Source organism: Streptomyces phaeochromogenes, from assembly GCF_001418655.1.
GTDB classification, from domain to species: Bacteria; Actinomycetota; Actinomycetes; order Streptomycetales; family Streptomycetaceae; genus Streptomyces; species Streptomyces phaeochromogenes.
Genome location: NZ_LIQZ01000298.1, coordinates 16,571 through 35,162 on the forward strand (window position 1 = coordinate 16,571; position 18,592 = coordinate 35,162).

Here is an 18,592-nt window from a genome sequence, read left to right on the forward strand (position 1 = left end):
GATGCATTCCGACACAACGTTTGTTTCCAGATACTCCGAATCAAGAGGGATCATGCCCAACTCCACCCCACTGCACTTCATGGACCACGTCGCCATCGTCACAGGGGCGGGCTCGGGCATCGGCCGGGCCACTGCCGTCGCCCTGGCCGAGTCAGGGGCACACGTCCTCGGTGTGGGCCGCCGAAAGGAAGCCCTGGAGGAGACAGCTCAGGCCCACACCAACATCGCGGTGCTGCCGCTCGACATCTGTGAGGAGGGCGCCGCGGACAGGGTCGTGGCCACCGCCGCGGAGTGGTGGGGCCGTATCGATGTCCTCGTCAACAACGCCGGTGTCACTGCCGTAATGCCCCTGGCGGAGACCGATCGGTCGGTGATCACCAACCTGTTCGAGCTCAATGTGACAGCGCCCAGCATGCTCGCCCATGCGGCCCTGCCCTACTTGCGCGACTCTTCGGGTTCCATCGTCAACGTCTCGAGCACCTACGGCCACCGTCCGCTGGCCGGCGGAGCCCACTACGCCGCCACCAAGAGCGCCCTGGAACAGCTGACGCGGAGCTGGGCACTCGAACTCGCCCCGGAAGGCGTGCGGGTGAACGCGATCGCCCCCGGCCCCACCAAAACGGATGTCCTGGCCGCGGCCGGCCTCCCGCAGAACACCATCGACGACATGCTCAGCCATGAGCGCGGCCGCATCCCGACAGGCCGTCTCGGCGATCCCAAGGAAGTCGCGAACTGGATTGTGCGCATGGCCGATCCCCTGGGCGCGCACATCACCGGTCAAGTGCTCACGGTTGACGGAGGGCTCCATCTCGTGTGACGGACCATCACAAGTGATCCCCCGAAGGAACCGCTTCCCATCCACGACAATCGACCGTCTTGAGCGGCTGCGGCACGTCCGTACCGCTGTGCTGGATGTCGCCTACAACGAGACGGGGTCCAGGAGCGGGAGCACCGACTACGAGAAGCTCGAATCCGTCCTCGCGGAGCAGCCCGAAATCACCATGCCCGCCGTCACTCTCGACGGTCTGGCCGACGGGAACTTCCCGGCGACGGACACTGTGTCATCCGCCCACCATTTCACCGGTCCCCAGGCTCCACCACCACGCGCGGGACGCGCGTCACAACCTGCCGCAGGAACGCCCCGATGCGTCCGCGGCCTCGGTCCATGACGTCAGACTCCTGCGCCAGGAGCACGCCGTCCGCCACTGAATCCGATGGGTGATGTCGGGAGTTCACCATGGATACCTCTTCGAACGAGCAACCCGCCGCACGCATCGCGACCTCCCGCGGCAAGTGGATACTGCTGACCACGGTCCTGGGCTCGAGCATGGTTCTCCTGGGTTCGACGGTCACCAACGTCGCGCTGCCGCACATGAGTGAGGACCTCACGGCCGACCTGGCGGCGCTTCAGTGGACCGTGAACGCGTACATGGTGACCCTCGCAGGCCTGATCCTACTGGGAGGGGCCCTGGGCGACCGCTTCGGACGGCGCCGGATCTTCGTCCTGGGCGTGGTGTGGTTCGCCACCGCCTCCCTCCTGTGCGGGCTCGCCACGGACACCGGCACGCTGGTCACCGTCTGCGTGTACGCGGGCCTGGGCGGGTTCTTCTTTCTGACAGCTCTTCAACTTCAGATAGTCGTCGGCTACTCGGCACTCGAAGCCGGCGCCGCCCTGTTGCCGACATCTGTGCTCATGCTGGTCTTCTCGTCCCACTCCGGCGAACTCGCCCGCCACCTGGGTCCACGCATTCCTCTCACTGTGGGCCCACTCCTCTGCGCGGCGGGAATGCTGCTGATGCTTCGGGTCGACACCGGCGCGTCGTACGTTCCGCACATACTTCCGGCGCTGGTTGTCCTGGGCGCGCCGGGATGGTCGTCATGGTCGCTCCGTTGACTGTGACGCTCCTGACGTCCGTGGACACGACGAACGTCGGAATCGCCAGCGGCATCAACAACGCGGCGGCCCGGGCCTCAGGGCTCATCGCTGTGGCGACACTTCCGCTGCTCATCGGTATGGGCCCGGACGCCTATCGCTCGAGCGCGGTCTTCGATACGGCGTACAGCCGGGCCATGGCTCTATGCGCGGCCGTCACGGCCATCGGGGCAATGCCGGCCTTCATGACTCTGCGCGAAACGTCCGCGGTCCGTCACCGGATTCATTGGCGAGCCCATGGGTGGTTGATGGAACCACCACTCGCACCGCGGATTTCACACAAGGGATGGTGAACATGTCGTATCCGGAGCAGGTGTACTGGGGAGATGGCGGAGAGGTCAGTGCCGACTTCCGTCCGGCGGACGCTGCGCCCGACGTCGGTGAAGCGGGAAAGGACGCCATCCACTACCTGGCTACGACGGAGACCTCACGGGGCGAGTTCGGTCTCTACCGGGTCGAGATGAGGGCGAAGGCCGGCGGCCCCAAGACCCACTTCCACAAGACCATCTCGGAGTCCTTCTACATCCTCGACGGCACCGTGCGTCTCTTCGACGGAGCACAGTGGATCAATGCCCGGAAGGGAGACTTCCTGCATGTGCCGCAGGGAGGGCTCCACGCCTTCCGCAACGACTCGGACGCCCCCGCCGAAATGCTGCTGCTCTTCACGCCGGGCGCGCCACGTGAGGAGTACTTCGAGAAGGTCTCGCAGCTGGCGGATGCCACGGATGACGAGCGTGCCAAGTTCTTCGACAAGCACGACTCCTACTTCGTGGACTGACCGCAACCGGCCTTGCCGGCGGCGGCGCGGCAGTGCCGCGCCGCCGCCGGGGTCGGCTCAGTCTGTGGGCCGCGGGGCGCGCAAGTGGGCCCGCTTCTGAAGCTCCTCCTCGTCGACCAGTTCGAGCATCGGCCTGCCCGGCGCGCACATCATCGTCACGACGAACCGGGTCCGCGCATCGGCCAGCGCGTTGCCGTCCTGATAGTGGATAACGTCGCCACCCGGCTCCCAGAACGTCTCGCCGGCCTCGACCACACGCTCGGGCTCGCCCTCAAGCTCGAAACGGACCGCGCCCTCGATGACGTACCCGAACGCCGGGCCCGAGTGGCGGTGCGGCGGGGTGCCCGGGTCTCCGGGCTCCCACTCGACGTGAATGGTCATCGCCGAGGCGCCCTCAGGGACGGAGATCGGTGCGGCGTCCTGCAGCATCTTCGCCGCCGTCTTCCACCCCTCCGACCGTGACTGCTCACGAGTCCCGCGCACTGAGTCCATGTTCGACACTGTGTTGCACCTCCATAGGTCCACCGCGCCATGGTTCCCATGGCCGTTCTCCAGTGATGACCAGGCGCCGGGTGGATCTGTGACACCCCTGACTGTCAGTGTCACAACATCGGCACGAACCCTGTCCCAGTTGTTGTGAGTACCTCAAGGCATCAGCGGGGTCACCTACCCCTCGACAGGAAGAGACTCGGATGCGCGTCGTTGTTGCAGGGGCCACCGGTCTGATCGGTTCCAGGACGGTCGCCAGGCTCAGGGACCACGGAGTGTAGCTGTGTCAGTGACAACTGACTCCAGTGGTAGGTCGGTTTTGACTCCAGTTGGCGGCCTCACGGGCATGACCTGTAGGTAGGGAGTGACTCCACTCTCCAGCCCCCGGGGATTCAGCCGGTCCATCGTGGTCACGGACCGTGGTCGGCTTCGGAGCCTCTCTGTGGGAGTGCCTGCGCACCAACTCGATTGGAGGGACTCACCGTTGCTGCGTTGCAGCCTGTCTCCCCGTGCCGTGCCATCAGTCGAGGTCGCCATTAGAGCGTGCTTTTGATTCCTAATGCCGTTCGTCAAGCCGCGGGGTATGCACGAGGCGGGGGCAAGGAGGTGTCGGAGCGCGGTAGTGTCCGTTTCTCCGACTGGGGAGGGCTCATGGCGACCAAGTGGAGCTTGACGATCGACTGCGCGTACCCGGGGAAGCTGGCCGCGTTCTGGGCGCTGGCGCTGGGCTATGCGGAGAAGCCCGCGCCCGCAGGGTTCGGGAGCTGGGAGGAGTGGTTCTCACATCATGAGGTTCCGGAGGACGAGTGGGATGACGGGGCGTACCTCTCGGATCCGGACGGCGCAGGCCCCACCTTGTCCTTCTTGAAGGTGCCGGAGCCGAAGGTGGTAAAGAACCGGCTGCACATTGACGTGCAAGTCGGTGGCGGCCGCGAAACACCGTGGGAGGTGCGCTGGCCGCGCGTGATCGAAGCGGTGGAGCGGTTGACTGCTGCGGGCGCGACCGTGGTCCGCGAGGACGAGTTGCAGGGCAGGCCGGATCACGTGGTGATGGCAGACCCGGAAGGTAACGAGTTTTGCCTGGTCTGACGGGGGCCGTCAGACTGGCTGGCCCGCGTGCAGCGGGTCGCGTTCTTTCCTACACGCGGCAGCCCTTGCCAGTGGAGCTGGCTCGTAGCACCGGCCGTCGCGCAGGAGGGCCCACAGGACATTGACGCGCCGACGAGCGAGGGCCAGAACGGCCTGGGTATGGCGCTTGCCTTCGGCGCGTTTGCGATCGTAGAAACGACGGGATTCCTCGCAGTGGCGGATGCTGAACAATGCCGAGGTGTAGAAGACCCGTTGGAGTCGGCGGTTGTATCGCTGCGGGCGCCGCAGGTTCCCGCTGATCTTCCCGGAGTCCCGTGGTGCTGGGGCGACACCGCCGAAGCCAGCGAGCCGGTCGGGAGTGCCGAAGGCGCTCATGTCGCCGCCGGTGGCGGCCAGGAACTCGGCGCCGAGGATGGTGCCCAGACCCGGCATGCTGGTGATCACGTCGAAGTGGTGGTGGTCGCGAAAACGGGCCTCGATGAGCTTGTCGATCTCGGCAACCTGCTGGTTGAGGTCCATCACCTCCTTCGCCAGGGTGTGCACCATCCGGGCGGTCAGTTTCTCGCCCGGCAGGCTGGTGTGCTGGCGCTCGGCGGCCTCGAAGGCAGTCTCGGCCAGCTGGTCGGCGCGGTGGACCTTTCGGTTGCGGAGCCACGTCTCCAGCCTCTTGCGGCCGATCCGGCGGAAGGCAGCCGGCGTTTGATAGCCGGTCAGCAAGACGAGCGGGCCGGTGTTGGTGACGTCGAGCGCACGCTCCAGACCGGGAAAGATGCCGGTGAGGTGGGCACGGAGCCGGTTGACGGTGCGGGTGCGGTCGGCGACCAGGTCCATGCGCCGACCGGTGAGGATCTTCAGATCGATGACAGTCTCGTCGCCAGCCCGTAAAGGATGCAGATCACGGCGGATACGAGCCTGATCGGCAATAACAGCGGCGTCCTTGGCGTCGGTCTTGCCTTCGCCGCGGTAGCCCCCGGATGCACGGTGAATGGCCCGGCCGGAGAGATAGAGGGCCGACTGATCGTGGTTGAGGAGGATCGCGATCGCGTGGGCGGCTCCGCCGTCGGCCAGGTCGATGCCCCAGGTCACGTTGTCGCCCAGGGCCAGGACGTCGGTGAGGGGTTGGAGGAGTTCGGGTTCGTCGTTGGCGACGCGTCGCGACAGCAGCCGGCGGCCGCTCTCGTCGATGGCCACACAGTGGTGATGGGTCTTACCTGCGTCGATGCCGGCCCAGATCGCGGCCATGTGGTGCCTCCGTGCGGTGGGGTGCTGGTGCCTCCCGACGGACGACCTCGCTGCCGATTCCCTACGGAGCGATCATTCGCAATTCCCAATTGGCAGCCGAGTCGTCGTGGGACGTCGGGCGGCCAATCAATGCCGGCCACAAGCGGCAGAAGGTTGAAAGCCACACCCGACGTCCCTGGGTGGATGAACCATACGAAGGGCTCGCCCGGTCCCGCAGAACAACGTAGGGAAGGTTGAGGATGGACCGGTGTGGCGGAGGTCTTGTGGCGTCCGGTGGCCAATTTCGTTGGGGGCAGCCAGCCGGCTACCCCCCAACGTTCCGGTTGGTGTTTGTGCCTTCTGGGATCAGACGGTGGTCACGCTCATAACCGCCCAGCACCTCCAGCGCGTGGACGTGGCCTTCCAGGAACGCTTCATGCCCGCACGAAGCGAAGATCTTGTGCACGGCCTTCCCGCTGAACGACAGCCGCAGCGAGAACAGGAGCACCTTGGTGGACACCCCGTCCAGGTCGATCCACACGTCCCCGAAGTCGACCTCCGCCTCGTCACCGGGGCGGTGGCTCTGCGGCACGAACGCCTGCGGCGGCCCCCGGGCATCGTGCTCGTCGATCAGCCGATCGAAGACCCGCTTGCCGGTGTGCCGCTGCTTGCGCGGCGCGTCCAGGTCATCCCGCAGGAATTGGTCGATGGTCGCCTTGAACGCGTCCAGGCGCGAGACCCGGGCCGGAAGCTGCTTGCGCGGCGCCGGCCACACCGACTCCAGCGCCATCGCGACCGTCCGGCGGCCCACCCCGTACTTGGCCGGCAAAGCCCGCCTGGACAGTCCGACCCGAGCGTCATGGCGTATCGCCGCGTACAACTCGACCTTCGGAACAGGCACTTGAGCCACCCAGCGCTAGCCGATGCACCCCGATACTCCCACCGCAAGGCCCCGGTGGAGTCAAAACTCACCGACATCAACTCTCTGCCGACGGCACTGGAGTCACGACCCACCAACACCTGGCCTCAACTCCCACCTTCAAAGCCAGAGCCCGCTGTCACAAATAGAGACGCTGTCCTGTCTCTTCTAGTGCAGAGCGAATGTGACCAGGTAGACCCACGAGAGGAATCCGTTATGAAGGTCGTAGTGATCGGTGGCACCGGGCTCATCGGCTCGAAGCTGGTCGGCAAGCTCAACGAGCACGGCCACGAGGCGGTCGCGGCGGCGCCCAACACCGGCGTCAACACCCTGACGGGCGAGGGGCTGGCCGAGGTCCTCAAGGGTGCGTCGGTCGTCGTGGACGTGTCCAACTCGCCCTCCTTCGAGGACCAGGCCGTCATGGACTTCTTCCGCACCTCCACGACCAACGTCCTCGAGGCGGAGGCCGATGCCGGCGTGACCCACCACGTGGCGCTGTCCGTGGTCGGCACCGACCGCCTCCAGAAGAGCGGGTACTTCCGCGCCAAGCAGGCCCAGGAAGAGCTGATCAAGGCGTCCGACATCCCTTACTCCATCGTCCACGCGACGCAGTTCTTCGAGTTCGCGAAGGGCCTCGCCGACGGGGTCACCGAGGGCGACACCGTGCGCCTGCCCGCTGCCAGGATCCAACCCATCGTGTCCGACGACGTGGCCGCCGCCGTCGGCCGTACCGCGGTCGGGGCCCCGGTCAACGGCGTGGTGGAGGTGGCCGGTCCCGAGGCGTTCCAGCTCGAGGAGTTCATCCGCATGGGGCTCGTCGCCCAGAACGATCCCCGCAAGATCGTCACGGACCCGCAGGCAACGTACTGGGGCGCCGAGTTGCAGGAGGACACGCTCCTGCCGGGTCCGGACGCGCACATCGCCGAGACCAAGTTCGCCGACTGGCTCGCGCAGCAGAAGTAGGCCCTCGGGTGGCCCCCGTCAGGCGACGGGGGCCACCCGTGTCTTGTCCGGCCGCGTCCTGAATCCAGCACAGGGCCGAAGCGAGCCGGAATTCATCCGGATCTGAGACTTACCGTACGAAGGAGCCGACTCGCCAAGTCGAGCCGTAGGGAAAGCGCGATTGCTGATCTCGTACCTTATGAAGGGCTGACCGGTGTCTACACCGTTGACCCGGTCCACAGCAGGATCGGCTTTTCCGTGCGGCACGCCATGGTCACCGACGTACGCGGGAACACCGCCTTCGAGGGGCTCCTCAAACTCGACGGGCACCGGCCCGGCGGGTCCGAGGCCTACCTCAGTGTCCAGACCGGCAGTCTGGACACGGGATCCTCCGAGCGGGACGCCCATGTCGCCGGCCCGGACTTCCTCGACTCGGCGTCGTTCCCTCTCATGAGCTTCCGCTCCACCGGAGTCCTCGACGCCGGTCGCCGTGAGTTCCGTATGGCCGGATTCCTTCGGATCAAGGACGTCGAGCTTCCCATTCATCTCGATCTCGAGCTCGGTGGAGCGAGCCGGGACCCAGACGGACTGAACCGTGTCGGCTTCGAGGGCACGGCCACCCTGCGCCGTTCCGACTGGGGACTCGACTGGAACACCGCCCTGGCCGCGGGCGGGGCCCTGATCAGCGACAAGGTGTCGCTGATCCTCGACATCTCCGCTGTACAGCTGGAACAGGCAGACGCCGCCCAGACCGCGCGGTGAGGCCCGTTCGCCTTACGGACTCCGCCACAGAAGGACACACGATGAATCAAGCCACCGAGACCCGAACCGACATCGCGGCCGACATCGTGTCGCTGACCGCCGAGGCGACGGAACTGGAGAGCCGTATCGACGAGATCCACCTGGAACTCGCGCACCTCAAGGAGCGGATGGGAGCCGTGTCCGCCGCACTGCACCGGATTCTCCCGACCTGAGCTGCTCCCCGGCGCCTGCGGCGAGGATTCTTGCCAGGTGCTCGACGTCGCCGGACCGGGCTGCCGTGAAGAACGCCTCAACAAGCCGCCGACGCGCGATCGCGTCCACCGACGGTCTGCGGCGGTCTGCGGCGGCTGGCGGCGGCCGGCGGCGGCCGGCGGCGACACGCTGATGGGCGCGTGACACCTGCTGCCTCGTCTTGGCGACGCTGATGCACAACAACTCGGAGATCTGGACATACGGGTAACCGAACCCCTCCCGCAGGAGGTACGCGGCGCGCTGCGTCGGAGTGAGCGTCTCCATCGTCAGGAGGACCGCTCCCTCGACGGCGTTTTGCTGCTCGGCGGCCGCTTCCGGGGTCGCGTGGCTGTCGACCGGTTCCGGAAGCCAGGGACCGACGCACGACTCCCGGCGCCTCCAGGCGGACTGCACCACGTTGATGGCCAGGCGATCGGTTGTCGTCCTGAGCAGCGCCCACGGACTCAGGACAACCCTGCGGTCCACGCCCTGCCAGCGAAGCCCTTTCCGGCCGGCCAGGGCAGCCGCGCGGTAGGCCGCCGCGCGCATCAGAGGATGGCGAAAAAGCACGGACGTGCCAGCGTGAGCAGTCCCGCCGTCTGGGCCGGGGACGCCGCGTCCACCCCGATCCCGAGCCCCTCCGCCGCACGTGTCAGCAAATCGACGTCCCTGACCGGCTCGGCAGCGGCGATCAGCAGCAGTCGCCGAGTCGCCGGTGGAAGCGACTGCACCCGGCTGAGGAAGCTCTGTTCGATGTGGCTCGCCGATGGCTGCGCGCCCGGTTGAGCGAGGCCCCGGCCAGGTCGGCCACCGACGACCCGCGCGGCAGCTCCAGAAGGGCAAGAGGGTTTCCTCGTGCTTCGGCGAGGCTCCTGCTCCGTATGCCCTCGTCGATCCACCCTGGGGTCACCGAGTCCAGCAGCGAACGAGCGTCCCGGTCGTTCAAGCCGCGCAGATTCAGTTCGGGAAGCCCTTCGGACGCGGGCTCGTCATCCTCCGACGCCCGCACCGCGAAGACAAGGCCGACCGACTCCGCCATGAGGCGTCGCGCCACAACGCCGAGAACCTGTGCCGACACACGATCGAGCCACTGCGCATCGTCGACCAGGCAGATCGACGGCCGCTCCTCGGCCACCACGGCCAAGTGACTGAGGAGCGCCAGGCCGAGCAGAAACCTGTTCGGCGATGCGCCTGCGGACAGACCGAATGCGATGCCGAGGGCGTCTCGTTGCGGGCCGGGCAGGTGATACGTCCTCGAGCAAGGATCCACAGAGCTGGTGCAGCCCGGCGAACGGAAGCTCCATCTTGGTCTCGGTGCCGCCAGCCCGGACTACCCGGCAGCCGACCGCGCTCTCCAAGAGATGGTCCAGCAGGGCGGTATGCCGATGCCTGCCTCGCCGCGCAGCACGAGAGCGGCGCTCTGAGCGGCTCGTGCGCTCGCCACCAGCTGGTCAAGCGCAGCGCACTCCGTGCTCCGGCCAAGCACCCGTACACCACCATCTCCCCCACCCAGGCACCGCCGGCGTCGGTCGTACCTCCCTCAACGAGCGCACGCCTCTCACTATCCGGGGATCGGGATGATCGCCGGGTGACTGGGTGAGCATGGGGCTGACGACGACAGGGCGGGGCCGCATCGTCGCCGCCCCGCCCTGTCGAGGGTCGAGTACGCCGGTCAGCGGACCGTTCGCGCCGCCCTTTCGATGATGTCGGCGACGTCCTTGGGGTGGGACACGCTCACGGCGTGCGAGGCACGGACCTCCACCGTGTGCGCCTTGGCGCGCTCGGCCATGAAGGTCTGTGCCTGCGGCGGGATGTTGAGGTCCTCGGTGGCCACCAAAACCCAGGAGGGAATGGTCTTCCAAGCAGGCTCGGCGGCTCCCTCCTCCAGCGCGGCGCTGGTCACCGGGCGCTGGGAAACGGCCATGAGGTCAGTGGTGTCTTCGGGGACGTCCGCGGCGAACTGGTCGTGGAACTTGGCCTGTTCGATGTAGAGGTCCGCCCCCTGGGAACCGTCCGGCAAGGTGACCGGAATGGGACGCAGGGCTTCGCCGAGGGTGCTGCCCGGGAACTTGCCCGAGAGCTCGACCGCGCTCTCGCCCTGCTCCGGCAGGAAGGCGGCGATGTACACGAGCGCCTTGACGTTGTGGGCACCGTTGGCGGCGTTGCTGATGACCGATCCTCCGTAGGAGTGTCCGGCCAGCACGACGGGGCCGTCGATGCCAGCCAGGAGGTCCTTGAGGTAGGCGGCGTCGCTGCTCAGCCCGCGCAGCGGATTGGCCGCGGCTACCACGGGATAGCCGTCCCGCTTCAGCTTCTTGACCACACCGTTCCAGCTGGTGGAGTCGGCGAACGCGCCATGGACGAGCACAACGGTCGGTTTGCGGTGCTGCGAGGACGTGCCCCTGCCGGCGCTGGCCGGGCCGACCGAAGCGGCGAGGAGGGCGGCGGCGACCGTGGTGGTGGCCACGAGGGTGAGAGGAGTGCGGACACTCTGGTAGAGCGAACCACGGTTCATGGAAGGCCCTTTCGAGACGGAGGTGTCGAGCGGCCGAGAACTCTCAGTTGTTGCGAAGGACGGTGCGCAGGGTGTGAATGGCCCACTCCACCGCGGCAGTTGTGGCCCGGGTGGGCCGGAGAGGGTTGAGCATCATGAAGTCGTGCAGGGTGCCGTTGATGCGGATACTCGTGGTGGGCACTCCGGCCTGGGTCAGCTTGCGGGCGTACGCCTCGCCCTCGTCCCGCAGCACGTCGTTGTCGTCGACCATGACGAGAGCGGGCGGCAGCCCGCGCAGCTCCTCAAGGCTCGCTCGCAGCGGCGAGGCTGTGATCTCCGCCCGCTGGGCGGGATCGGTGGTGTAGCAGTCCCAGAACCAGGCCATGGCCTTCGCCGTGAGGTAGGGCCCGTCGGCGAATTCCCGGTAGCTGCCGGTATCCTGGGCCGCGTCCGTGACGGGGTAGTACAGCGACTGGTGGACGAAGGTCACGTCACCGCGCTGCTTGGCCAGGAGGGTCAGCGCGGCGGTCATGTTGCCGCCGACGGAGTCGCCCGCCACCGCCAGGCGGGAGGCGTCCAGACCTTCCTCCGCGCCCTTGTCGGTGATCCACCGGGCAGTGGCGTACGCCTGCTCGACGGCAACCGGGTACCGGGCCTCCGGCGAACGGTCGTACTCTACGAACACCACGGCGGCCTCCGCGCCCACGGCCAGCTCGCGCACCAGACGGTCATGGGTGCCGGCATTGCCGATGACCCAACCGCCGCCGTGCACATAGAGGACGACCGGCAATACGCCCTCGCCGACGAGGGGCTTGACGATGCGTACCCGCACATCGCCAACCTCGGCGGGCACCGTGATCCACTTCTCGTCCACCTCCGGCTTCTCCACCGGCGCCGCCTGCAGGTCGTCCAGAACCTTCCGGGCGCCCTCCGGGCCGAGTTCGTAGAGGAACGGCGGGTTGGCGGTGGCGTCGGCGAGATCCTGCGCGGCGGACTCAAGAACGGGCTCAGTCATCCTGCACTCCTTGGGTCGGCAGGCCATTGCCTGCTTTCACCTCTATGACAAGACACCTTTGGAAGATGTGACACGCACGGCGGTGATTGTTGCGACTGCGCGTCGTCGAACCTGACGTCGGCTCAGTGCCCGGCGTTCGCTCTCCGTGGTGCCGCCCCAGACGTCTTCCACCTGTCCCGCCCGCAACGCCCAGTCCCGTCACAGCGACGGCGTCGGCGTCGGCGTCGGCGTCGGCCCGGTATATGAAGCAGGCGCAATTGGAGCACCGTGACTTTCAGCGACCGGAGGAACGGAGACCGCAGGATCATGCATCTCGAACCATCCCCCGTGTCAGCCGACCTCGAAGAGGCTGTTTCGGTCTTGGTGCAGCACAGAGCACGTCTCCTCGGCATCGCCTACCGGGTGCTCGGCAGCTCGGCAGCTCGGCCGAGGACGTGGTCCAGGAGGTGTGGCTGCGCTGGCAGAAGACCGACCGTTCCGCGGTGGTCAGCCCGGTGGCCTTCCTGTCGAGCACCGCGACCCGTCTGGCCATCAACGTCGCGCAGTCGGCGCGCGTGCGGTGGGAGACCTACATCGGGTCGCGGCTGCCCGAGCCCGTCGACACGAGCTCGGATCCGGAGGTGGGCGCGCAGCGCGCGAAGGCCCTGCAATGGCTCTGCTGTTGGTGCTGGAGAAGCTGAGCCCCACCGAGCATGCCGCATACGTACTGCGCGAGGCATTCGACTACAGCTATCCCAAGATCGCCGAGATGCTCCAGCTCAGCCTCGCCAATGTGCGGAAGATCGTGGGCCGCGCTCGCAAGCGCCTCTCGGACGAGCCGCGAGAGCGCGTGGACACGGCGGAGCACCGACACCTGATGAACGTCTTCGTCTCCGCGGCTCGAACGGGAGACGTGGCTCGCTGGAAGCCCTTCTCACCCTCGATACGGTCAGTCTGTCCGACGGCAACGGTCTCCGCGGCTGCGCTCGTATCCCTGTACTGGGCCGTGCATGGGTGGCCAAGATGGTGACCTGTCCGAAGCTCTGGCGGGAGGCGGAGCACCAGTTGGTAGACGCCAACGGCCAAACGGGCGTCGTGGTCCACCGGGACGGCCACGCCATGGCGTTCATGACGATGGCCGCATCGAAGAAAGGGATCCACAAGTCGATGTGGGTGTTCAACCCGGACAAGATCGCCGCGTTCCTCGACTCACGGTCTCGCCACACGGCTGCCCTGCGCCGGTAACACTCTCTCACACAGTCCGCACGCCCTACTGCCTATGATGTGGAAGGTTACCCCTTACCGCGTCCAGACCGAGCGCCACCGCAGGTGAGCCGGGCGCGGCACGAAGGGCCGAGGATGAGAGGAACACATGGTCTCCGTAACCCACGCGGCGCACGACATCGACATCACTGCTGAAGGCCTTCAAGAGGAACTTGCCCGACTGGAGCTTCAGAAGCAGGCGCTGGAAAGGGAACTGGCCGCAGTCGCGGCGCATCTCGGCTCGGTGCGGCGGACCCTCACCGCCTTTGAGTCGATGCGGCATGCCGCGACTCCGGCCACTGCCGCCCCGCAAGCAGCCGTCCCCTCCCCCGCGGCCGCTGGAATGCCGTCCGCGGCGCCCCGGGCCCAGAAGCCGAAGGCCGACAGGACCACGAAGCATCCCACCCCCACCGACGCCGACACGAACAGGTCGAAGTACGGCCAGCTCACCGAGCAGATCATGGAGTACTTCGCCGAGGTCGGCGATACCGACGTACGGGCCCGGGATGTCGCCGCGGCGCTCGGCCGCGACACCGACAGCGGGAGCATCAACGCAGTGCGCAGCACACTCGACCGTCTCGTCGGTACCTCCCACATCCGGCGAACCGGCCGAGGCCTCTACCGCGCCAAGCGTTCCTAGCCGGTGTACGCCGCTTCGTCCCCGATGGTTCCGGGCGCCGCCCATCGGGGGAGGTGCGCACCGCCCGGAACACTGTGTTGACCTTACCAATGTTTTGCTGTCCTTCGTGACAGTGGTATGGCTCCTTTCGCAATGTCTCGTCGTCGTGGCCAGTACCGTGGTTCAGCCCGATATCCCCAGGATCAATACGACACACGCCGTGACCATGGCCAGGGTGATCAGGACCATCGCTGTGAACGTTCCCCGGAGCCATCGGCCGAGGCGAAGGTGATGGTGCTCTTCCACCACGCCGATACGGGCGGCAATGTGCTCGGTCACCATGCGGGCAACGTATTTCTGCTCTTCGAGATACCACCGCTCGATGTCCATCTTCTGCCTGTGGGTCAGCCCCGCGGTTCGCTCGGTGAACTCGGCCACGCGCCGATGCGCCGCTTCGAGATGTGCCTCTTCGTGCAGGAAGTCTTCGATGTCGTTCAGGCCGCGTGCGGCCTCCTCGCTCGCGTCCATGGCCTACCTCCAGAGAGGGTCGGGAGCCGAAGACCTCGGCCTTCACTCCCCTGGACGGGACGGCTCGCCCGTCTGTGACATGCACCGCCTGCGCTGCGTCGATCGTGCGCCGACACACGGGCCGTGACAAGGCCGCAGTCCCGGCCCGTCGGCTCCGTATCAGTGCAACGGCGCTTCCTCCGAATCGGCGCTCGCGACGAACGCGTCCCGCGGGCGCTGCACAGAGGCCAGGGAGACGAGGTTCCGGCCAAACACGGCGGCCGTGAGCCAGACGGTGAGAACCCGGATGCTGCGTTCCCAGGAGGGCACGGCCAGTTCGTGATAGCCCCGGTGCATCAGCCAGGCGGGGAGCCCCCTTGATGACAAGGTTCTTGTACTGGAAGACGCCTCGCCCCAGACTCAAGGTCCCCGCCACTCCCAGTCTGCCGTGCCGGTAGTGCAGGCTCCCTCCCCCGCGGGGCTCGCCGCGAGGTTCCTGGCAAGGAGCCTGCCCTCCGCGCAGCATGCTGGGCGTTCGGCACCGTGCGGGGCTCCGGCACGGGCGACGCCAGATCGGGCACGGCCGCGTCGTCTCCGGCCGCCCGCACATCCGGCACCAGCTCACTGTCAGCGCCCACGCGATGGTCGGCCCGAACCACGAGCAGGCCACGCTCGTCGACCGGGCGAGAGGTGTGGTTGTGCATGAGAATGCTGCCCCGGCCTCGACCAGGTGGAAGGACAGGCCGCCGTCGATCACCCACCCGGACAGCTGGGCACGCTTGCCCTCCTTCTGTTTCAGCAGGCTGCACAGCAGGCCGGTGAGCTGCTCGAACACGACATCGCGCTGCCACTTGGCGAAGTAGCCGTACTCGGTCTCGTCGCGGAGCGCGGGAACAGACAAAGGCCGCTCTCGCGTCCGGCTCTTCCCTTTACGAGCGACCGAATTCGAGGGGCCAAACGACCTGCGACCCTATTGAAGGGACAGGCAGTCACACGGTTGGCCGTTCGGCATCCCGGTAAGAGCCGGGCAGGCCCGCGGAGGCGGCTGCCCCGCCGTTCTGCCCAGGACGGCGGGGCAGTCGGGGTCACTCCGTGCGCAGCCCCTCCGGCCGCATCATCCTCCACAGCGGTGGCACGCTCAGCAGAGTGACGAGCAGAACCAGCACCCCGGCCACTCCCGCGTAGGGCAGGAACACCCACCAGTCCTTGGCCGGCTTCTGCACCATGCGGAGCATCACATGACCCAGCGCCAGGCCCCCGGCCGCAGCGAGCAGCGTGCCGACGAATACCGGGACGGCCGTCTGCCACAACACCGACCAGGCCAGCGTGGAACGCCGGGTACCGAACGCCACCAGGACCGACAGCAGACGCCTGCGCTCCCGCAGCTGCTCGATCTGGGACACCAGCATGCTCGCGGCGATCAGCACCATCATCAGCGTGCCGCCGACGAGCAGGCCGGTCTGGACCGTGTCGTACTCCTTGTCGCGCTGCTCGTTCTGTCGCACCGACACGTAGATGGTCGGGTCCAGCCTGGCGGCCGTGGTGCGGATCTCGTCCACCGCATCGGTGCCGCGGGGATCCGTGAGAACACCCGCCGACGTGCGGGCCCCTGGCAGAGGTCCGGCTGGCAAGGCCCCCGGGGTGGCCAGGATCCCGTTGTACCTTTCGCCCATCGGGGCGGGCACGGTCATGACCACCGGGCTGTCGGCCGGCAGCGTCCATCGGAGCTCTGGAGCCGGGCCGTCCGGGCCGTAGTCGTCGAGAGTGACAGCCCGGCCGGGCCTGGCCGTTTGGTCCACGTATCGATTGCCGGCGGCATCACCCGGGTTGTGCGCGACGAAGGTGTCACCGTCACGGCATGAGGGCAGGCGGGCCATCTTCCGCAGATGGGCACAGTCTGCGACGGCCAGGCCCGTCACCGACCCCTCGGGACCGGACACGTACGCCTCGGTCAGGGCGAACGCCGCCCTGACGCCCGGCGTGCGGCGAAGACCGTTCTCCAGTCGTGCGGCGGTGACGGCGTTCCGGTCCTGCGACATGAGGGTGAGGTCCGGTGCCCGACCGGTGCCACCGCTGCCGGAGGGGGTGATGAAGCTCTGCTGCATCGCACCGAACATGAGCTGCAGCACGATCGCTCCCGCGGAGGCCACCATGATGCCGCTGACAGCGCGTGCCGCCGAACCGCTGGACAGTTGGAGGCGGCGTATGGCGAGCTGCCACGGCACGGGGCCGCCCCGCAGCCGGGCCACGGCCGCTTCCACCAGCCAGGGCAGGAGCCCGGCCAGGCCGACCAGCACCAGCGCCGTCCCGGCGGCGACAGTGGCCGGGTCGACGTCCTGGGACCCAGGGGTGACCCGGTCGGAGAACAGGAGGATCGCCAGGCCCACGGCCGGCAGAACCAGCCGCCACCACAGTCGCCTTCGACGCAGGCGTGCATTGCGAACGACACCGAGCGGTTCGACGGACACCGAGCGCATCGCGGAGAGGGTCACCACGACCGAGGCGAACGGCACAGCAACGGCGATGAGTACGGCCAGGGGAAGGCGCGGGACGATATCGCTCGGGTAGGCGCTGACGCCCCACAGCCGAACGTATCCCGCTGCCTGACGCCCCACCAGGAAAAGCGCGCCGCCGAGTACGACGCCGAGGACCGAGCCGAAGAGAGCCTCGCCGGCGGCGATCCGGGCGACCATACGACGGTCCGCGCCGACCAGCCGCAGCGCGGCGAGCCTGCGATCCCTGCGGTCGCCGCCGAAGCGCACCGCCGTGGCGATGAAGATGCCGACGGGCACCAGGAGTACGACGCAGATCATCACCACCAGCAGGTACAACAGCGCGTTGAGGGGTTTGTGCCGCGGGGAGTACCCGTAGTGCGCGGCGCGTACAGCCCCGGCGTCGAGACTGATGCGATCGCTGCCCGCGTAGTAGTGAAGCTCGGTCGCGTCGAGCAGACCCGAAGGCGCGATGCTTCCGACGATCCGGTAGTCCAGACGCTCTTTGAGCAAGGCACCCGCGGGTGTGTCGAGCAGCTTCCTCAGGGCCGGGGAGACGACCATCTCGCCGGGTGCGGGGATCCTCGCGACGCCGGGCGGGGCAGGTGCACGCGGACCGTCGGCGCGCAGCAGCATCCCGCCCACGTGGTCCGACCGGAAGTCGGTGTCGCCGGCAAGCCACAGGAAGGAGGATTCCGACCGCGACACCGAGGACGACGACATGACGTTGGACGGCTTACGGGCGTCGCCGCGCTCGCTACGGACGGACAGGATGTTCGGTGTGGACGCGGCGACCAGCAGCAGCGCCACACCGAGTGCCACCCCGACGCCGGTGAGGAATGTCCTTGCCCAACCGCCGCGGCCCCCGGCCGCGGCGAAGCGTATGCCCAGGCCGAGTTCACGGATCCACGCTCCTGGTCCGCCGAGCCCCTCCGCGGAGCGATTCGGTGCGGAGGAATGACCATCGCCACTGTGCGCACGGTCGTCGAGGGTCATACGACGCGCTCCATGTCCCGGGACTTGCCGTCGCGTACGACGATCTCGCGGTCCGAGTAGGCGGCGACGCGGGCCTCGTGCGTGACGAGGACGACGGCGGCGTTGGCGGAACGGGCGGCGTCGGTGAGCAGCTCCATCACGCGTTCGCCGTTGAGGGAGTCGAGGGCGCCGGTGGGTTCGTCGGCGAAGAGCACGCGCGGGTCGGTGACCAGGGCGCGGGCGACGGCGACGCGCTGGCCCTGGCCGCCGGAGACCTCGCCGGGCCGCTTGGCCCTGAGGTCGTCGACCTCCAGCTGCTCCATCCGCGCCAGGGCGGTGCGTTCGGCGTCCTTGCGGGAGGCGCCGTTCAGCCGCAGCGGCAGGGCCACGTTCTCCACACAGGTCAGCTCCGGTACGAGCTGGCCGAACTGGAAGACGAAGCCGAACTGGGAGCGGCGCAGCGCGCTGCGCTGGGCGTCGTTCATCGTCGCCATCTCCTGGCCGCCGTACATGATCGAGCCCGAGTCGGGCGTCACGATGCCGGCGAGGCAGTGCAGGAGGGTCGACTTGCCGGAGCCCGAGGGGCCCATCACGGCGACGACCTCGCCGGGGTGGATGTTGAACCCGGCGCCGTCCAGGGCGTTGGTGGGGCCGTACGCCTTGCGCAGGTCGTGGGCCACGAGCAGGGAGCCTGCGGGGGTCATCGAGTCACCGCCTCTGCGAGCTTGCCGAGGCGCGCGGCGGTGAGTTCCAGCCAGCGCAGGTCGGCTTCGAGATGGAAAAGAGCGTGGTCACAGATCAGCTGGTCGGCGAGATCGCCCTTGCGCTTGCGGTCGGTGAGCATCCGCATCATGCGCAGGTGCTCCGCGCGCTGGGTGTCGAGG

At 67.7% G+C, this 18,592-nt stretch carries 17 protein-coding genes and 5 pseudogenes; 10 read left to right on the forward strand and 12 right to left on the reverse strand.

The genetic code is table 11. The features are described 5' to 3' along the window. Positions 1-52: 52 nt before the first annotated feature. The 3 genes and pseudogenes from AOK17_RS33590 (at position 53) to AOK17_RS33605 (ending at position 2,711) form a co-directional block, all read left to right on the forward strand. Positions 53-817: an SDR family NAD(P)-dependent oxidoreductase gene (locus tag AOK17_RS33590; RefSeq protein ID WP_055616356.1), complete on the forward strand. Its 765-nt coding sequence runs from the start codon at positions 53-55 to the stop codon at positions 815-817. Positions 818-1,237: 420 nt separating this feature from the next. Then, positions 1,238-2,226, forward strand: a pseudogene (locus tag AOK17_RS33595) (MFS transporter). Next, positions 2,223-2,711 (forward strand): cupin domain-containing protein, encoded by a 489-nt coding sequence (locus tag AOK17_RS33605; protein ID WP_055616372.1) that lies wholly within the window; start codon positions 2,223-2,225, stop codon positions 2,709-2,711. The pseudogene AOK17_RS33595 and the gene AOK17_RS33605 overlap by 4 nt, the downstream one beginning before the upstream one ends. Positions 2,712-2,768: 57 nt before the next feature. Here the strand turns inward: AOK17_RS33605 and AOK17_RS33610 are convergent, their stop codons facing one another. Next, entirely contained in the window at positions 2,769-3,203 is a 435-nt protein-coding gene (locus AOK17_RS33610) for a cupin domain-containing protein (protein WP_055616373.1), read from the reverse strand. A gap of 648 nt (positions 3,204-3,851) precedes the next feature. On the opposite strand from AOK17_RS33610, the gene AOK17_RS33615 reads away from it, so the two are divergent. Beyond that, positions 3,852-4,289: a VOC family protein gene (locus AOK17_RS33615; protein ID WP_055616359.1), complete on the forward strand. Its 438-nt coding sequence runs from the start codon at positions 3,852-3,854 to the stop codon at positions 4,287-4,289. Positions 4,290-4,298: 9 nt separating this feature from the next. On the opposite strand, the gene AOK17_RS33620 is transcribed toward AOK17_RS33615, so the two are convergent. Further along, a complete protein-coding gene (locus tag AOK17_RS33620; RefSeq protein ID WP_055616360.1) occupies positions 4,299-5,531 on the reverse strand; it encodes an IS110 family RNA-guided transposase in 1,233 nt (410 codons plus the stop codon). Between the two features lie 304 nt (positions 5,532-5,835). Continuing rightward, positions 5,836-6,300: a transposase gene (locus AOK17_RS54095; protein ID WP_206190880.1), complete on the reverse strand. Its 465-nt coding sequence runs from the start codon at positions 6,298-6,300 to the stop codon at positions 5,836-5,838. Positions 6,301-6,645: 345 nt separating this feature from the next. On the opposite strand from AOK17_RS54095, the gene AOK17_RS33630 reads away from it, so the two are divergent. From AOK17_RS33630 to AOK17_RS52705, 4 genes are all read left to right on the forward strand, one after another. Then, on the forward strand, positions 6,646-7,392 hold the full coding sequence (locus AOK17_RS33630; RefSeq protein ID WP_055616362.1) for an SDR family oxidoreductase: 747 nt from the start codon (positions 6,646-6,648) through the stop codon (positions 7,390-7,392). 186 nt (positions 7,393-7,578) lie between these two features. Continuing rightward, positions 7,579-8,133: a YceI family protein gene (locus AOK17_RS33635; RefSeq protein ID WP_079053426.1), complete on the forward strand. Its 555-nt coding sequence runs from the start codon at positions 7,579-7,581 to the stop codon at positions 8,131-8,133. Between the two features lie 41 nt (positions 8,134-8,174). Continuing rightward, on the forward strand, positions 8,175-8,345 hold the full coding sequence (locus tag AOK17_RS50955) for a hypothetical protein (protein ID WP_157881445.1): 171 nt from the start codon (positions 8,175-8,177) through the stop codon (positions 8,343-8,345). Between the two features lie 37 nt (positions 8,346-8,382). Beyond that, on the forward strand, positions 8,383-8,529 hold the full coding sequence (locus AOK17_RS52705; protein ID WP_245697544.1) for a hypothetical protein: 147 nt from the start codon (positions 8,383-8,385) through the stop codon (positions 8,527-8,529). A 51-nt stretch (positions 8,530-8,580) separates the two neighbouring features. Here the strand turns inward: AOK17_RS52705 and AOK17_RS54100 are convergent. The 4 genes and pseudogenes from AOK17_RS54100 to AOK17_RS33650 form a co-directional block, all read right to left on the reverse strand. Beyond that, a pseudogene (locus AOK17_RS54100) lies at positions 8,581-8,913 on the reverse strand (RNA polymerase subunit sigma-24); the annotation flags it as partial. A 142-nt stretch (positions 8,914-9,055) separates the two neighbouring features. After that, positions 9,056-9,502, reverse strand: a complete 447-nt coding sequence (locus tag AOK17_RS50960; protein WP_157881446.1) for a hypothetical protein — start codon at positions 9,500-9,502, stop codon at positions 9,056-9,058. 534 nt (positions 9,503-10,036) lie between these two features. Continuing rightward, complete coding sequence (locus AOK17_RS33645) at positions 10,037-10,879, reverse strand: alpha/beta fold hydrolase (protein ID WP_079053428.1); 843 nt, start codon at positions 10,877-10,879, stop codon at positions 10,037-10,039. Between the two features lie 43 nt (positions 10,880-10,922). After that, positions 10,923-11,873: an alpha/beta hydrolase gene (locus AOK17_RS33650; RefSeq protein WP_055616365.1), complete on the reverse strand. Its 951-nt coding sequence runs from the start codon at positions 11,871-11,873 to the stop codon at positions 10,923-10,925. Between the two features lie 306 nt (positions 11,874-12,179). Here AOK17_RS33650 and AOK17_RS33655 point away from each other — a divergent pair. Both AOK17_RS33655 and AOK17_RS33660 read left to right on the forward strand, forming a co-directional pair. Further along, positions 12,180-13,097: pseudogene (locus tag AOK17_RS33655) on the forward strand (sigma-70 family RNA polymerase sigma factor). Positions 13,098-13,224: 127 nt separating this feature from the next. Then, positions 13,225-13,755 carry a hypothetical protein gene (locus AOK17_RS33660; protein WP_055616366.1) on the forward strand — a complete coding sequence of 177 codons (531 nt, stop codon included), beginning with the start codon at positions 13,225-13,227 and terminating at the stop codon, positions 13,753-13,755. A gap of 162 nt (positions 13,756-13,917) precedes the next feature. Here AOK17_RS33660 and AOK17_RS33665 read toward each other — a convergent pair whose 3' ends face one another. The 5 genes and pseudogenes from AOK17_RS33665 to AOK17_RS33685 form a co-directional block, all read right to left on the reverse strand. Then, on the reverse strand, positions 13,918-14,262 hold the full coding sequence (locus AOK17_RS33665) for a hypothetical protein (protein ID WP_055616367.1): 345 nt from the start codon (positions 14,260-14,262) through the stop codon (positions 13,918-13,920). Positions 14,263-14,421: 159 nt separating this feature from the next. Next, positions 14,422-14,948: pseudogene (locus AOK17_RS52715) on the reverse strand (NAD(P)/FAD-dependent oxidoreductase); the annotation flags it as partial. A gap of 378 nt (positions 14,949-15,326) precedes the next feature. Next, the gene (locus tag AOK17_RS33675) at positions 15,327-17,729 is read right to left on the reverse strand and encodes an ABC transporter permease (RefSeq protein WP_055616368.1); all 2,403 of its coding nucleotides are present in this window, start codon (positions 17,727-17,729) and stop codon (positions 15,327-15,329) included. Continuing rightward, positions 17,726-18,412, reverse strand: coding sequence for an ABC transporter ATP-binding protein (locus tag AOK17_RS33680; protein ID WP_055616369.1), 687 nt, complete (start codon positions 18,410-18,412; stop codon positions 17,726-17,728). The genes AOK17_RS33675 and AOK17_RS33680 overlap by 4 nt, the downstream gene beginning before the upstream one ends. Further along, positions 18,409-18,592: pseudogene (locus AOK17_RS33685) on the reverse strand (PadR family transcriptional regulator); the annotation flags it as partial. The pseudogene AOK17_RS33685 and the gene AOK17_RS33680, both read right to left, overlap by 4 nt.

Bases quoted from the DNA above. Each gene is read 5' to 3' on its own strand.
- AOK17_RS33610 (WP_055616373.1), bottom strand. From the start codon at position 3,203: ATGGACTCAGTGCGCGGGACTCGTGAGCAGTCACGGTCGGAGGGGTGG.
- AOK17_RS33630 (WP_055616362.1), top strand. From the start codon at position 6,646: ATGAAGGTCGTAGTGATCGGTGGCACCGGGCTCATCGGCTCGAAGCTG.
- AOK17_RS33660 (WP_055616366.1), top strand. From the start codon at position 13,225: ATGGTCTCCGTAACCCACGCGGCGCACGACATCGACATCACTGCTGAA.
- AOK17_RS33665 (WP_055616367.1), bottom strand. From the start codon at position 14,262: ATGGACGCGAGCGAGGAGGCCGCACGCGGCCTGAACGACATCGAAGAC.
- AOK17_RS33620 (WP_055616360.1), bottom strand. From the start codon at position 5,531: ATGGCCGCGATCTGGGCCGGCATCGACGCAGGTAAGACCCATCACCAC.
- AOK17_RS50955 (WP_157881445.1), top strand. From the start codon at position 8,175: ATGAATCAAGCCACCGAGACCCGAACCGACATCGCGGCCGACATCGTG.
- AOK17_RS33645 (WP_079053428.1), bottom strand. From the start codon at position 10,879: ATGAACCGTGGTTCGCTCTACCAGAGTGTCCGCACTCCTCTCACCCTC.
- AOK17_RS54095 (WP_206190880.1), bottom strand. From the start codon at position 6,300: ATGGCGCTGGAGTCGGTGTGGCCGGCGCCGCGCAAGCAGCTTCCGGCC.
- AOK17_RS33615 (WP_055616359.1), top strand. From the start codon at position 3,852: ATGGCGACCAAGTGGAGCTTGACGATCGACTGCGCGTACCCGGGGAAG.
- AOK17_RS33650 (WP_055616365.1), bottom strand. From the start codon at position 11,873: ATGACTGAGCCCGTTCTTGAGTCCGCCGCGCAGGATCTCGCCGACGCC.
- AOK17_RS33680 (WP_055616369.1), bottom strand. From the start codon at position 18,412: ATGACCCCCGCAGGCTCCCTGCTCGTGGCCCACGACCTGCGCAAGGCG.
- AOK17_RS33675 (WP_055616368.1), bottom strand. From the start codon at position 17,729: ATGACCCTCGACGACCGTGCGCACAGTGGCGATGGTCATTCCTCCGCA.
- AOK17_RS33590 (WP_055616356.1), top strand. From the start codon at position 53: ATGCCCAACTCCACCCCACTGCACTTCATGGACCACGTCGCCATCGTC.